At 48.5% G+C, this 13,595-nt stretch carries 14 protein-coding genes and 1 other annotated feature; of the genes, 5 read left to right on the top strand and 9 right to left on the bottom strand.

Annotation, left to right across the window (positions count from 1 at the left end):
• Window positions 1-385: 385 nt before the first annotated feature.
• The 3 genes from V4C51_RS00840 (at window position 386) to V4C51_RS00830 (ending at window position 3,322) form a co-directional block, all read left to right on the top strand.
• Window positions 386-2,158: a DEAD/DEAH box helicase gene (locus tag V4C51_RS00840; protein WP_330924225.1), complete on the top strand. Its 1,773-nt coding sequence runs from the start codon at window positions 386-388 to the stop codon at window positions 2,156-2,158.
• Between the two features lie 643 nt (window positions 2,159-2,801).
• Window positions 2,802-2,987: a hypothetical protein gene (locus V4C51_RS00835; RefSeq protein ID WP_330924224.1), complete on the top strand. Its 186-nt coding sequence runs from the start codon at window positions 2,802-2,804 to the stop codon at window positions 2,985-2,987.
• A gap of 50 nt (window positions 2,988-3,037) precedes the next feature.
• Entirely contained in the window at window positions 3,038-3,322 is a 285-nt protein-coding gene (locus tag V4C51_RS00830; protein ID WP_330924223.1) for a hypothetical protein, read from the top strand.
• A gap of 34 nt (window positions 3,323-3,356) precedes the next feature.
• On the opposite strand, the gene hisIE is transcribed toward V4C51_RS00830, so the two are convergent.
• The 9 genes from hisIE to V4C51_RS00785 form a co-directional block, all read right to left on the bottom strand.
• Window positions 3,357-3,989, bottom strand: coding sequence for a bifunctional phosphoribosyl-AMP cyclohydrolase/phosphoribosyl-ATP diphosphatase HisIE (gene hisIE, locus V4C51_RS00825; RefSeq protein ID WP_330924222.1), 633 nt, complete (start codon window positions 3,987-3,989; stop codon window positions 3,357-3,359).
• Entirely contained in the window at window positions 3,986-4,759 is a 774-nt protein-coding gene (gene hisF, locus V4C51_RS00820) for an imidazole glycerol phosphate synthase subunit HisF (protein ID WP_330924221.1), read from the bottom strand. Before hisF ends, hisIE begins: the two co-directional genes overlap by 4 nt.
• Window positions 4,760-5,494: a 1-(5-phosphoribosyl)-5-[(5-phosphoribosylamino)methylideneamino]imidazole-4-carboxamide isomerase gene (gene hisA, locus V4C51_RS00815; protein WP_330924220.1), complete on the bottom strand. Its 735-nt coding sequence runs from the start codon at window positions 5,492-5,494 to the stop codon at window positions 4,760-4,762. It lies immediately after the preceding gene.
• Window positions 5,491-6,132 carry an imidazole glycerol phosphate synthase subunit HisH gene (gene hisH, locus V4C51_RS00810; RefSeq protein ID WP_330924219.1) on the bottom strand — a complete coding sequence of 214 codons (642 nt, stop codon included), beginning with the start codon at window positions 6,130-6,132 and terminating at the stop codon, window positions 5,491-5,493. Before hisH ends, hisA begins: the two co-directional genes overlap by 4 nt.
• On the bottom strand, window positions 6,132-7,199 hold the full coding sequence (hisB, locus tag V4C51_RS00805) for a bifunctional histidinol-phosphatase/imidazoleglycerol-phosphate dehydratase HisB (protein ID WP_330924218.1): 1,068 nt from the start codon (window positions 7,197-7,199) through the stop codon (window positions 6,132-6,134). The genes hisH and hisB overlap by 1 nt, the downstream gene beginning before the upstream one ends.
• A 12-nt stretch (window positions 7,200-7,211) precedes the next feature.
• Window positions 7,212-8,264 carry a histidinol-phosphate transaminase gene (gene hisC / locus V4C51_RS00800; RefSeq protein WP_330924217.1) on the bottom strand — a complete coding sequence of 351 codons (1,053 nt, stop codon included), beginning with the start codon at window positions 8,262-8,264 and terminating at the stop codon, window positions 7,212-7,214.
• The gene (gene hisD, locus V4C51_RS00795) at window positions 8,261-9,559 is read right to left on the bottom strand and encodes a histidinol dehydrogenase (protein WP_330924216.1); all 1,299 of its coding nucleotides are present in this window, start codon (window positions 9,557-9,559) and stop codon (window positions 8,261-8,263) included. Before hisD ends, hisC begins: the two co-directional genes overlap by 4 nt.
• Window positions 9,560-9,562: 3 nt before the next feature.
• Window positions 9,563-10,459 carry an ATP phosphoribosyltransferase gene (gene hisG, locus V4C51_RS00790; protein ID WP_330924215.1) on the bottom strand — a complete coding sequence of 299 codons (897 nt, stop codon included), beginning with the start codon at window positions 10,457-10,459 and terminating at the stop codon, window positions 9,563-9,565.
• Between the two features lie 41 nt (window positions 10,460-10,500).
• Window positions 10,501-10,626: a sequence feature (His leader region), on the bottom strand.
• Window positions 10,627-10,917: 291 nt separating this feature from the next.
• A complete protein-coding gene (locus V4C51_RS00785; protein WP_330924214.1) occupies window positions 10,918-11,400 on the bottom strand; it encodes a YajQ family cyclic di-GMP-binding protein in 483 nt (160 codons plus the stop codon).
• 464 nt (window positions 11,401-11,864) lie between these two features.
• On the opposite strand from V4C51_RS00785, the gene V4C51_RS00780 reads away from it, so the two are divergent.
• Both V4C51_RS00780 and coaE read left to right on the top strand, forming a co-directional pair.
• Window positions 11,865-12,737: a prepilin peptidase gene (locus tag V4C51_RS00780; protein WP_330924212.1), complete on the top strand. Its 873-nt coding sequence runs from the start codon at window positions 11,865-11,867 to the stop codon at window positions 12,735-12,737.
• The gene (gene coaE, locus V4C51_RS00775; protein ID WP_330924210.1) at window positions 12,737-13,369 is read left to right on the top strand and encodes a dephospho-CoA kinase; all 633 of its coding nucleotides are present in this window, start codon (window positions 12,737-12,739) and stop codon (window positions 13,367-13,369) included. The genes V4C51_RS00780 and coaE overlap by 1 nt, the downstream gene beginning before the upstream one ends.
• The last annotated feature ends 226 nt before the right edge of the window (window positions 13,370-13,595 follow it).

The raw sequence follows: 13,595 nt of genomic DNA, 5'->3' as shown, positions 1-13,595 counted from the left end.
AGGATAAAAAGTCGCTTTTGTGAGGAGAATAGCGGGACTATTTGACGAACAAAAGCGACTTTTTAGACCCATTTATCGTAGCCGCAGTAGGAGCATGACGTTTAAGACCGCTTCTTAGATGCAGCAAAGAACGGCCCTACGTTCTAACGCAGTCATGGACTCATTACCTGAACAGCGACCCGACAATACGGGTAATTATGCGCAAAGGCAAATACAGGTATCTATGGCTGTGCCTCTCCCAAACAACCGGCGATAGCGATGACTATGTGCTGCGTATGCTGGCTGTAGCAATGATAGTTGATTTTTTCCTGTTAACGCCGCGTAAACCACGAATATAAAGCACGTTAGTTGATCCCACGTGCCTTTTTCCTTCACGGAGAACTTGATGTCCGACTCTTCAGAAACCGTCACTTCATTCAGTGAGCTACCCTTGGCTCCGGCTGTCATTAAGGCTGTGCAGGATGTGGGCTATGAAACACCCTCCCCCATTCAGGCTCGAAGCATTCCCCATCTGCTGGAAGGGCGAGATCTGCTGGGACTCGCTCAAACCGGCACCGGAAAAACAGCGGCATTTGCCCTGCCTTTATTGTCTCGTGTTGAGCTCAAGCAACGCAAACCCCAAATTCTAGTGCTTACCCCTACCAGAGAGCTGGCGATTCAGGTAGCTGAAGCCTTCCAACGTTATGCCCGCCATATGCCGGGCTTTCATGTACTGCCAGTCTACGGTGGTCAGGATATGCGCAGCCAGTTAAGAGGTCTGCAGCGTGGTGCCCAGATCATTGTCGGTACGCCGGGGCGGATTATGGATCATATCCGCAGGGGCAGTTTAAAGCTCGACGACCTCCAGTCTGTTGTTCTGGATGAAGCTGATGAAATGCTGCGGATGGGCTTTGTGGATGACATTGAGTGGATTATGGAACGTACGCCTGTAAATCGTCAGGTGGCTCTGTTTTCCGCAACTATGCCCTCTGTAATCCGCAAAATTGCAGACAAGTACCTGAGCGATCCCGCCTGTGTCGAAATCAAGTCGAAAACAGCCACCGTTGATACGATTACGCAAAAAGTCTGGATGGTCAGCGGCATTCATAAGCTGGATGCGCTGACACGTATTCTGGAAGTTGAACCCTTTGATGCCATGATCATTTTCGTGCGCACCAAAACAGCAACCGTTGAACTGGCCGAAAAGCTCGAAGCAAGGGGATTTGCAGCGGCTGCCCTTAACGGTGATATGACACAGGCACTGCGCGAGAAAGTTGTTGAGCGGCTCAAACGAGGTGCTCTGGATATCCTGATTGCCACTGATGTAGCCGCGCGGGGCCTGGATGTTGAGCGCATGAGCCATGTGGTCAACTATGATATTCCTTATGATACGGAAGCCTACGTGCATCGTATTGGTCGTACCGGGCGGGCGGGCCGTCAGGGTATTGCTATTTTGTTTGCGGCACACCGTGAGCGTCGAATGCTGCACGCCATTGAGCGGGCAACCCGCCAGCGCATTGAAACCATGACACTGCCTTCTATGAGTGATGTGCGTGATATGCGCATTAAGCAATTCAAGGAAGAGGTGATGAGTAGCCTGGCCAACACAGAAAAACTGGCACAGTTTCGTGAGGTAATAACATCGTTGGTACAGGAGCATAGCGTTGAGTTTGAAGATTTGGCAGCCAGTCTGTGCTACCTGGCTCAGAAAGATCGCCCGTTTCCCGATGCCCGTGAACCAGAACCCAGACAACGCCGCGAGCGTGGCGGGCGTCCGCGGGGTGAGACTCGTGGTAGCAGAGAGCGCCATGAGCACGCCACTGAAGGGATGATTCGCTATCGTGTGGATGTGGGGCGTGAGCAAGGTGTAAGTCCGGGTGACCTGGTGGGCGCTATCGCCAATGAAGGGGGTATCCCAGGCAGTAATATTGGGCATATTCGCCTGTTTGAAACCTGCTCATCCATTTATCTGCCTGAAGGACTCGACGAAGGCACCCTGACTACCTTGAAAAAAGTGAAAATCCGTAATCAAGGACTGGGGCTTCGTCCCTGGCAAGATGATCGTGTCAGGGATAATCGTAGTAGTGAACGCCGTCGCGGTAAAGCTGCTCGCCATAGCAACCGTGAAGGCAGGCGAGACCGTCGTGGTTCCTCCGCAAACAGAACCCGTCACCAGTAAATTGACCTTTGCCGTATCCCCGGGCATCGCTGGGATATGGCCTTTGACAAGTCACTACCGGCAACCTTTGACTCAGGAGCCCGTCGGACTTAAGGCAATTTCGGCCTGAAACCCAGAAAGAGCGGCCATATTTTCCGATGAATTTGCTGAAATAGGTCAACTATTCGCACAAATCCATCGAAAAATCTGACTCGCTCTACTGAATTTCATGCTCGAAAGCTTAAGCCCGACAGGCTCCTTAGGAGCAGTCTAAAAATAACTTCGCGATTTTCGTTCACCCTGAACGCTGAGCTTGCCGAAGAGTCGAACGGTGGTGGCAGCGAGCTTCGACAGGCTCAGCCCGAACGGCAAAACTGGGAAGTTATTATCAGACGCTTACTTATTTACCCAAGAAATGCTTGGTGCGCTCATCATAAGTATAAGTACTTAAAAAATATTGACATGCAGCCGTTTTAGGCATACTTTAACAGCCAATAGAGCAAAAAATATCAAACATAAGAAGTCACAGATGACTGCGAAAGTATTGTATTGCTTTTCGTAATCTTTGCAAAACTTTTTATGTTCTGATTGGTCAAACTTTTTATGTTCTGATTGGTCTGAGTCTGAGATTGTGTTTTTGTATTTATGATCAGAGGTGCATTTTATGGATATACCTGCCGATGCCGATGCCTATATCAGCGGCTCTTATTATAAAATCGGAGAAATGGAACGGGCATTTGTCTTCGTAAACGGTGGCTGGATTCTCAGCAGCCGGAATGTCGCTGACATAGAAAATGATATTGATAAAAAGCGTAAAGCAGGCTTGAAAATGCTCGAAGCCGATAAATAGTTCTGTCAGCTCGTATCCCTGATAACAACAATATAAAAGGGTGACACGAAATGGTGATTGGAATTTGTGTACTAGTGGGCGTAGTGTGGGCTGTGTGGATTGTCTTTCACAAACTGCATCTTCATGTCCAGCAATGTGTTGACCATGGCACCATTGCATTTGACGGTCATAGAATTCAGGTATCACAAAAGGCGGGTCATCACTTACGCCCAATGCTGACACAGGAGATTCGTGTACTGGCTGGCCTGGCACGAATCATACCTGGAGTGATTAAATTAACGCCGGGGAAAGTTCTCTGCTATCCCAACAAGAGAACCCATGTTGCCAAGCGCTAATATTCATTACGGTAGTTAAACAAGACCATTGGTATTATCTCACTTGGTGGCGCTCAATGAGCGTGGTGATAACATCACTCAATGACAATTGTTGACTTTGCAGCAATACCAGCAAATGATACATCAAATCTGCCGACTCATTGATTAACTCTTTCCTATCGCCAGCCACGGCGGCAAGTGCCACCTCAACGCCTTCCTCTCCCACTTTCTGAGCAATACGCTTTGCTCCCTGAGCATAGAGGCTTGCCGTATAGGATGAATCCGGTGCTGCTTTTTTACGGTCGGCCAGAAGGTTCTCAAGCTCAGTAAGAAAGGTCAAGTTGGCAATGGATGATAGAGTGGTACCCGCTTCAGCGCTATCAAAACACGTGGTTGTGCCCTTATGACACGTTGGCCCTGTCGCCTTTGCCATGACCAATAAGGTATCGTTATCACAGTCCAGCGCGACACTGTTTAACAGCAAGGTATTCCCGGAAGTTTCCCCTTTTGTCCAAAGGCGTTGTTTGGTGCGGGACCAGAAAGTGACCTTGCCCGTTTCCAGTGTTACTGCCAGTGCCTCTTTATTCATATAGCCCAACATCAGTACATTTTTGCTGACAGTGTCTTGAATGACTGCCGGTATCAGCCCCTGGCTTTTCTCCCAGTCAATATCGGTTGCCAGACTCATAGCCGTACCTCAATCTGTTGTGCTTTCAACGTTTGTTTTAAGTCGCTGATGGCGATAATTCGTTTGTGAAACACACTAGCTGCCAGGGCACCGTCAACATCAGCCTGTTTAAACACATCCGCAAAGTGCTGCTGGGTTCCTGCCCCTCCAGACGCTATCAAGGGGACATGGCAAACTTCTCTAACCATAGACAGCTGCTCAATATCATAACCTTGTCGTACACCGTCTTGATTCATCACATTCAGTACAATTTCGCCTGCCCCAAGGCGTTGTACCTCTTGCACCCAATCAGGCGTATGCCACTCGGTGATTTTTGTTTTTGCAGCATCCCCGGTGAACTGGTTAACATGATAACAGCCTGTTGTCTGATCAAAATACGAGTCAATACCCACCACAACACACTGCACACCAAAGGTATCGGCCAGGGTAGTGATAAGACTTGGGTTGCTCAGTGAGGGGGAGTTAACGGATATTTTATCCGCTCCATACTGCAAAATTTTCCGGGCGTCGTTTACAGAAGCTATGCCACCGGCCACGCAAAAGGGGATATTAATTACTTCTGCAACACGTGATACCCAGCTTTTATCCACAATCCGCCCGTCACTGGAAGCGGTAATATCATAAAAGACCAGCTCATCAGCCCCTTCGTCAGCATAACGCTGTGCCAGAGGCACAATATCGCCAATAATTTCATGATCTCGAAACTGAATACCCTTAACCACCTGACCGTCTTTCACATCCAGGCAGGGGATGATGCGTTTTGCCAGCATTTAGTCACCCCAACATTCAAAGGCTTGTTGTTCTGTAAAACGGCCATCCAGTAAGGCTCGCCCCACAATCACACCGGATACGCCCGTGTCTTTTAATGCATCAATATCTGAAAGTGCACCCACACCACCTGATGCCTGAAACTCGATGGCAGGGAACTGCCGACACAAATCTTTATACAAGGCAATATTCGGCCCTGTCAGCGTGCCATCGCAGGAAATATCAGTGCACAAAACATGGATAAGACCTGCCGCAAGGTAGTCATCCAGTAAGGCATCGATGGTCACACCCGAGTCCTGCTGCCACCCTGAAACAGCAACATTGCGTTGCCCTTTATCGTTTATTGCCATATCCAGCGCCAGTACGATTTTTTCTGCACCGTAGGTATCCATCCAGCCCTTTACCTGCTCCGGTTGCTTCACAGCAGTTGAGCCAATAACGACTCGGTCGGCACCCGCTTTGAATAAACCCGACACATCAGCCTCTGAACGTATACCGCCGCCAATTTGTACCTTCGCCGGTGTACTCTTTAGCAACGCTTCTATAATGGTTAACTGTCGGGTAGCAGGGTCTTTGGCGCCCATCAGATCCACCAGATGCAACCATTTGGCACCGGCTTTATGGTAGCGGGCAAACTGCTTTGCAGGATCAACAGGGTATGTTGTCACTCTGCCATAATCCCCCTGTAACAGGCGGACAACCTGACCATTGATAAGGTCGAGGGCTGGAATAATCATACAGGCAACTCCAGAAAGTTTTTAATCAGTTGTGCACCGGCTTTACCCGAACGTTCCGGGTGAAATTGTACGCCGTAATAATTGCCGCTGTGCACAGCGGCTGAAAACGGTTGCCCGTACTCACAACTGGCCAGGGTATAGCCACCAACCTTTGAAACTGACAGCGCATAGCTATGCACAAAGTAAAAGTAGGTGCCAGCGCCAATGCCTTTAAACAATGGGTTATCGCCTATGGGTGTTACCGTGTTCCAGCCCATATGTGGCAACGGTAAATGGCTGACCTGCATTTTTACGACAGGGGCATCACAAAACCCCAGGCACTGTGTTAACTGATGATCGCCCCGGCGCCTTTCTTCAGATGTTCTGGCAAGAAGCTGCATGCCCAGGCAAATACCCAGTAGTGGCTGATCTACTTTTTTTAACAAGGGGATAAGATTACGCTGCGCCAGGTTTTTCATTGCTTCATTTGCGGTACCGACACCGGGTAAAAACAATTTGTCTGCTCCTAGCAGCTCATCAGCTTGACAGCTTACTGTTACCTGATAGTCCAACCTTTCTATGGCATAGCGGACAGATTGCACATTGGCACAGCCGGTATCAATAATGACCACCTGTTGTCTGGCACCTCTGACACTCATTAAAGCACTCCCTTGCTGCTTGGCAGCTCAGAGCTTTCTACCCGAATAGCTTGACGCAAGGTGCGGCCAAAGGCCTTAAACAGACTCTCGACAATATGATGAGTATTATGACCAGTGGATGACAGGTGTAGTGTACAGGCCATAGCGTCGGCCATTGAGCGGAAAAAGTGTTGCACCATGTCCGTGGACATCTCACCCACTTTGCTGCGGGGAAAATCTGCCTCAAACTTCAGATATGAGCGGCCCGATAAATCCAGCGCACACTCGGCCAAACATTCATCCATAGGTAAGGTAAAACCAAAACGACAAATGCCACGTTTATCACCAAGCGCCTGCTTTATTGCTTGCCCTAATGAAATAGCGGTGTCTTCTATTGTGTGGTGATCATCAATGTGTAAATCACCTGATACCTGTACATAAAGTTTAAAGCCACCATGGGTGGCGATCTGTTCGAGCATATGGTCGAAAAAGCCAATGCCCGTAGTGATATCGCTGCCCGTGTCATCCAGATTCACCTTGATATTAATAGCTGTTTCGCGCGTGACCCGTCTGACTTCAGCCTCTCTTGGTCGGGTTGTTAAGTCTTTCACAATTTGCCACCAGCCCATGCTTTCACGGCGGTATAAAATACCTTTTAGCGCCATGTTGTCAGCCAGTTGCAGGTCGGTTTGCCGATCCCCAATAACGACTGACTGTGAAAAGTCAATCCGCCCCTGCTTCAGATAGCCCTCTACCAGCCCCAGCTTGGGTTTGCGGCAGCTGCACTCGTCCGTGTCAAAGTGGGGACAGATCAGCACATCCTCAAAACGAATGCCCTGAGACGCAAAGATAGCCATCATGGCGTTATGGGGCCCATCAAAGTCAGCCTGTGGAAAACTATCCGTTCCCAGTCCATCTTGATTGGTGACCATCACCAGCGTGTAACCGGCCCGTTGCAGCGCTAACAATGCAGGAATCACGTCAGGTTCCAGCTCAAGTTTATCGAGGCGGTCCACTTGAAAATCTTCCGGTGGCTCGAAAATCAATGTGCCGTCACGGTCGATAAACAGAATTTTTTCTTGTTGCATTTTTTTTACCTCCTACAAAGTGGCTAATCGGGTGATGATGGCTGAGATAACGTGCTCGCATTCTGCCCGTGAGCCAATACTGATTCTCAGGCAGTCTTTTATGGTCGGTTTTCGCAAGGTAATGCCCTGATCCCACAGCTGCCTGAACAAGGTATCGGCATTGGGAAATTTTACCAACAGGTAATTGCCTTTCCCTTCAAAGACCGTAACGCCCTCACAAACAGACAACGCCTGACTGAGAAAGTCACGATTTTTTGCTAGTACACTGACCTGTTTTTGCATGCAGGCAATGCCTTCAGTGGAGAGCGCCTGTTCAGCAATGGCAGCAACGGGAACCGGCACCGGATAGGGCGCGATGACCTTCAGCAAACTAGTTATCACCTCCGGGTTTGCCAGCGTAAAACCACAACGCAAACCTGCCAGCGCAAAGGCTTTAGATAATGTTCGCAGAATCACCAGGTGAGGGTACCTAGCCAGTAAATCCACCAAAGATAACTTGGGACAAAAGTCAACATAGGCCTCATCAACAACAACCAGTGCCTGTCCCCTGGTGTGCTCAAGCAGTGCGACAATGTCTTGCCGATGAAGCTGATTGCCTGTTGGGTTATTGGGGCTGCACAGAAAAACCAGCTTCACCCCGCCCAGATTTTTTGTTATGGCCGGTAAGTCTACTTGCCAGCTAGACATCAGTGGAATTTCACGACAACTAACGCCTGCCGCTTCTGCGCTGATCTGATACATACCGTACGTGGGCGGGCAGTGGAGAATCGTATCCTGCCCCGGTTCACAAAAGGCACGAATCAGTAGCTCAATGCCTTCATCAGCACCGCGGCAGGTGAGCACCTGCGAGGCATCAACACCCGCGTAGTGGGCGTAGGCTTGAATCAACGCGTCTGGCTGGCAGGTACTGTATCGGTTCAACCCCTGTCCATTAAAGGTATAGTTATTATCAAAAGGTGACTCATTGGCGTTAAGCAAAACAGTGCCACTACTGCCAAGACGCCTTGCCGACTGGTAAGGCACCAGCTTTTTTACCGCAGGACGGAGCAATGTTTCAATACTCATGAACGCCCCCTTTCGTATTTTTGCTGTCGGATAGTCACAGCCCGCTGATGAGCGTCCAACCCTTCGGCAGCGGCCATCACTGAGACTGTCGGTGCGAGGGCTGAAAATCCTGCTGGTGATAACTCCTGTACGGTCATCCGTCGTGAAAAATCGGCCAACCCCAAACTGGAGCTGGTACGCGAATGTCCATAGGTAGGCAATACATGATTGGTTCCCGAGGCATAATCCCCGGCAGATTCAGGGGACCAGGCCCCTAAAAAAACAGAACCGGCATTATTGATCCGGGGCAGCAGTGTACGAGGTGTTTCCGTTTGTATAATCAGGTGCTCAGGGCCATAGCGATTAGCAATGGCAACACAGTCACTCAGAGTATCAGTGACAATCAACACACCCGCTGCCAATGCCTGTTCTGCAATGGCTGCCCGCGGTAGCGCGGTCAGCTGTTGCTGCACGGCTATGGCTGTCTTTTTTGCTATTTCAGTGTTAGGTGTCACCAATACGACCTGTGAATCAACCCCGTGCTCTGCCTGGCTGAGCAGGTCAGCGGCAACAAACTCGGGATCTGCACTGCTGTCAGCAATGACCATCACCTCTGAAGGGCCTGCCGGCATATCAATGGCTGCCCCCTGCGGGTCTGCGCTGACCTGCTGTTTCGCAGCCGTAACGAAAGCATTCCCCGGGCCAAATATCTTGTCCACCTTTGGCACTGAGTCTGTACCGTAGGCCATAGCGGCAATAGCCTGCGCCCCACCGGCATTATATACCTGAGTTATGCCGCAAAGCTCAGCAGCAAACAATATTTCATTGGCAATAGGCGGAGGAGAGCATAAAACCACTGTTGTACACCCTGCCAAAAGTGCCGGAATACCAAGCATTAACACCGTAGAGAACAAAGGCGCACTGCCGCCAGGGATATAACACCCGACAGATTCAATGGGACGCGTGATTTGCTCACACACGACGCCCGGCTGTGTCTCTACCCGTAAGGCGGGGAGCGCCTGTGCCTGGTGAAAAGTTTTGATATTAACATAGGCTTGTCCCATGGCGTCCTTAAGATCATCGGCCAGGTATTGACCTGCGCTCCCGATAGTCTCCTCACTGACCTGGATGCGCTCAGGGGTAATCTGATCAAATTGTGCTGTCAAACGTCTCAGGGCTTCATCGCCACCTTGCTGCACCTTACGAATAATTGCTGAAACGGCCTCTTGTATCCCAGGGCCAGCATTCACCGCAGGACGCTGTAAAATCTGCCCCTGCTCAGCAGGTGAAAGGCTATTCCAAACCACTTGTTTCATCTTTCACTCCATCATCTTCTCGATGGGAAGTACTAAAATGGAGCTTGCCCCCAGTTTTTTTAATCTTTCCATGGTTTCCCAGAACAAGTTTTCTGAGCTAACCATATGCAAAGCAACACGACTTTTGTCGTGTGTTAGTGGGTTTATCGTAGGGTCTTCAGCCCCAGGCAATAACGCCTGGATTGCCTCCAGATTAGCCACGGGAGCGTGCATCATAATGTACTTGGACTCCTGAGCCTGAAGCACGCCCTGCATGCGCACCAGCAAGCGATCCACAAGCACCTGTTTTCTTGCGGCTAAAGGTTCAATACATTGAATCAGTACCGCACGAGAACGCAGAATAACCTCAGTTTCTTTTAACCCGTTGGCCTCAAGGGTTGCGCCAGTTGAGACCAAGTCACACACGGCATCTGCCAACCCTGCTTTCGGCGCGACCTCTACCGACCCGTTAAGGACACAGGTCGTACAGTTAACACCCCGCTCGCGCATATACTGTTTGACCAGCTGTGGATAGCTTGTGGCAATCCTTTTGTTTTCCAGATCAGCAACACCGCGGTATGGCTGGTTTTCATCAATAGCAATAGACAGACGACAATGCCCAAAGCCCAGGGGTTGTAACATCTGGTATTCACAGGCTTCCTGCCGGGCTGCGCGTTCAAGACTGACCTCATGGAGCTCATTTTCACCAATAATACCCAAGTCCACCAACCCATCCATCACCAATCCGGGAATATCATCGTCCCTGACCAGCAACAGGTCAATTGGCAAGTTATCTGCGTGCACAATCAGCCGTTCACCGATCATACTGAACTGAATGCCACAGCGTTTAAGCAGTTCACAGGATTCAGCCCCCAACCGACCTTTTTTTTGAATGGCAACTCTTATTCTTTCTGTATTCACGTTTTTATCCTCCCACCGGCAATACAATACTATTGCCAGAAACCAAAAAACCCCTGGAAGTTGTCCTTCCAGGGGTTTTTTCAGGTCTATCAACCGCCGGAAGGTCTGTGTATCTTCCGGACAGGGACTACCTTCCTGAAGACTAGTCAGAATGGTGGTGATGGTGACCGATAGCGTTAAAAGTCATAATCATGTTCCTTAATCGTAGCCATCAAGATAAACACCTCCAGCTTTTTTTGCAATGCCCACTACTATTTTAACGTTGAGGGCATTCAGGAGCCTGTCGGACTTATGCTTTCGAGCATAAAATTCAGTAGGGCGAGTCAGTTTCGATCAATTTGTGCGAATAGTTGACCTATTTAATTAAGCAAATTGATCGGAAATTCTGGCCGCGCTTTCTCGCACTTTCTCGCACTTTCTGGATTTCAGGCCGAAATTATCTTCAATCCGACAGGCTCCTAGTCCCGAAAGTTGGTATATTGTAGCGGCATATCCAGCTCAACATCTTTTAACAAGGCAATAGCCGCCTGTAGATCATCACGTTTTTTGCCCGTCACCCTTACCTGCTCCCCCTGAATAGCCGGTTGTACTTTCAGCTTCGCATCTTTAATCATTTTAGTGATCTTCTTGGTAAGCTCCTTACTCAGCCCCTGGCGGACAGAAACCTCTTGCTTGACCTGCTTGCCTGAGGGATAAAAATCTTTTATATCAAGACACTTTACGTCAATGCCACGTTTAACCATTTTAATTTTCAGCATTTCCAGCATTTGATTAAGTTGAAAATCGGCATCAGCCATCATGGTAATGTCTGTGTCTTTTTTATCAAAGCGGGCATCGACACCCCGAAAATCGTAGCGGGTGGCGAGTTCTTTATTGGCCTGGTCAACGGCATTGGTAAGCTCGTGAAGATCGATCTCAGACACAACATCAAAAGAAGGCATTGCGGTTATCCTCAATAGGGGGTTAGCCCTTTATTGTATCTGATCTCTCATAAGCTGTTCATGATCTTTCGTGAAAAGCGAAACCCATGGGAAAAGCTGCCTGTTTGTTGATTTTCTGAGAGTTCGGTGGTGCTATGCCCAAGCTTATGGCTGGGAAAATAATAGGCATCATAAAACACTTGACGGATAGGTATTATCCGAATAGTATTTACGGAAAGTCGAGAAGACACAAAAAGAATAACTCAGTGCAGACTGCTCTTGGCTTAATGGTGAAATAGCAAGAATAAACCAAATAACAACAATAGTTGCACTACAGTTACTCTGTCTTTGCTTATTCGATTTTCTAAATCTAATAAGCGAGTACAGAGTATTCTTTTATCCCGTTTTCAAGTAACTCTGGCCGTCTCAGGGTAAAGCACTGTATCCTGATAGTTCATTCAGCCTATCCCGGACAACAGGACTCCATGACATTTTTTATCTTTCTCCAGCAATCACCTGGCTGGTTTTATCTATTGCTTGTCATTCTCGGGCTGATAGCAGGAAGCTTTTTAAATGTTGTAATCTACCGGCTGCCTATTATGCTTGAACGAAGGTGGCAACAGGAAAGTAAGGCCGCCTTGTTTCCCGATAAAGCACAGATTAAACAACAAACGTTTAATATTGCGATGCCACCTTCATTCTGTACATACTGTCAATCCAGTATCAAACCCTGGGAAAACATTCCCTTGATAAGTTATCTTTTTCTTAAAGGTAAGTGCTCTGCCTGCAAAACCCCTATTTCAACACGATACCCCGCCGTAGAGGCAATAACCGCTTTGCTGACACTGCTGGTAGGTAGTTATTTTGGTGTAACGATTGAAAGCATAGCTTACTGTTTTTTCGTCTATAGCTTGCTGGTACTCACCTTGATTGATATAGATAAACAACTTTTGCCAGATATCATCACGTTGCCTCTGCTATGGGCTGGCCTGCTGTTCAACAGTGCCACAGGGTTGGTTCCTTTGCAAAGCGCTCTGTTGGGGGCTGTTGCTGGCTATTTGTCATTATGGTCCGTTTACTGGCTGTTTAAACTGGCGACAGGAAAAGAAGGGATGGGCTATGGTGATTTTAAACTTCTGGCCGCACTGGGCGCCTGGCTTGGCTGGCAGTTACTGCCGATGATTATTCTCTTGTCTTCCCTGGTGGGCACACTGGCTACCTTGTTATTGATTGCCTTAAAGCTACATAAGCGCACCAATCCGATACCCTTTGGTCCCTACTTGTCTGCCTCTGGTTTTATTGCGCTTCTGTGGGGGAATAAACTGCTTCTTTCCTATCTGCAAGTGATGGGATTGTGATGGCATCCAAACAAAAAAGACACTTTGTCGTAGGCGTAACCGGGGGTATTGGCAGCGGTAAAACCGCTGTTACAAATTACCTTGCCAGCTTGGGCGTTACCATTGTGGATGCCGACATAGCTGCCCGGGCAATAGTCGAGCCGGGACAGCCTGCACTGGATAACATCGCCAGCCATTACGGTGCCGGTATCCTGCTTGAGAATGGCAATTTGAACCGCCGAAAACTCAGGGAAATTATTTTTGATAACCCCGCTGAAAAACAATGGCTGGAGCAACTATTACACCCTGAAATCAACGCACTACTCAGACAACAGTTAGCTGATGCAACATCACCTTACGTTGTACTGGTCTCTCCACTGCTGACAGAAACCGGGCAACATACGCTTTGTGACCACATTCTGGTGATTGATACACCTGAGCATGTGCAAGTTGACCGAACTGTTGCACGGGACAGTACCACGGAGGAACAAGCCTTAAAAATCATCAATAGCCAGATTCAACGGGAGAAGCGGTTGAGTTTTGCGGATACAATTGTAGACAACAGTGGAAGTTTGTCAGAGCTACACGACACCCTTGAACAATTTCACAATGATATGATAACCGCTCTTTTTAATAAAGGCAGTGACCACTAGGCACTCAGAAGCTGTTTTAAAAACCTGCCCGTAGCAAGTATTTAGAGAATAAACCTAAATTCATGTTTATTTGTACAGGGAATGTTTGTGATCTATTTCGCGGGGAAGCAAGATTCTTACCCTATACTATTATTAAAAAATAATTACCGTATATCTTTACGCTTTAATACCTACATGCTTCAACTGTCATCACCTCGTGCAAAGGGGGGTGAAAACAGGAACGTCT

Source organism: Candidatus Sororendozoicomonas aggregata (assembly GCF_031528575.1).
Classification (GTDB): Bacteria; Pseudomonadota; Gammaproteobacteria; order Pseudomonadales; family Endozoicomonadaceae; genus Endonucleibacter; species Endonucleibacter aggregata.
This window is presented reverse-complemented; position numbering and strand designations above follow the sequence as displayed.

Excerpts from the sequence above, each read along its gene's own strand:
- hisC (WP_330924217.1), bottom strand. The coding sequence starts at position 8,264 with ATGAGTATTGAAACATTGCTCCGTCCTGCGGTAAAAAAGCTGGTGCCT.
- V4C51_RS00780 (WP_330924212.1), top strand. The coding sequence starts at position 11,865 with ATGACATTTTTTATCTTTCTCCAGCAATCACCTGGCTGGTTTTATCTA.
- hisA (WP_330924220.1), bottom strand. The coding sequence starts at position 5,494 with ATGATTATTCCAGCCCTCGACCTTATCAATGGTCAGGTTGTCCGCCTG.
- hisH (WP_330924219.1), bottom strand. The coding sequence starts at position 6,132 with ATGAGTGTCAGAGGTGCCAGACAACAGGTGGTCATTATTGATACCGGC.
- hisD (WP_330924216.1), bottom strand. The coding sequence starts at position 9,559 with ATGAAACAAGTGGTTTGGAATAGCCTTTCACCTGCTGAGCAGGGGCAG.
- coaE (WP_330924210.1), top strand. The coding sequence starts at position 12,737 with ATGGCATCCAAACAAAAAAGACACTTTGTCGTAGGCGTAACCGGGGGT.
- V4C51_RS00835 (WP_330924224.1), top strand. The coding sequence starts at position 2,802 with ATGGATATACCTGCCGATGCCGATGCCTATATCAGCGGCTCTTATTAT.
- V4C51_RS00830 (WP_330924223.1), top strand. The coding sequence starts at position 3,038 with ATGGTGATTGGAATTTGTGTACTAGTGGGCGTAGTGTGGGCTGTGTGG.
- hisIE (WP_330924222.1), bottom strand. The coding sequence starts at position 3,989 with ATGAGTCTGGCAACCGATATTGACTGGGAGAAAAGCCAGGGGCTGATA.
- hisF (WP_330924221.1), bottom strand. The coding sequence starts at position 4,759 with ATGCTGGCAAAACGCATCATCCCCTGCCTGGATGTGAAAGACGGTCAG.
- hisB (WP_330924218.1), bottom strand. The coding sequence starts at position 7,199 with ATGCAACAAGAAAAAATTCTGTTTATCGACCGTGACGGCACATTGATT.
- V4C51_RS00785 (WP_330924214.1), bottom strand. The coding sequence starts at position 11,400 with ATGCCTTCTTTTGATGTTGTGTCTGAGATCGATCTTCACGAGCTTACC.
- V4C51_RS00840 (WP_330924225.1), top strand. The coding sequence starts at position 386 with ATGTCCGACTCTTCAGAAACCGTCACTTCATTCAGTGAGCTACCCTTG.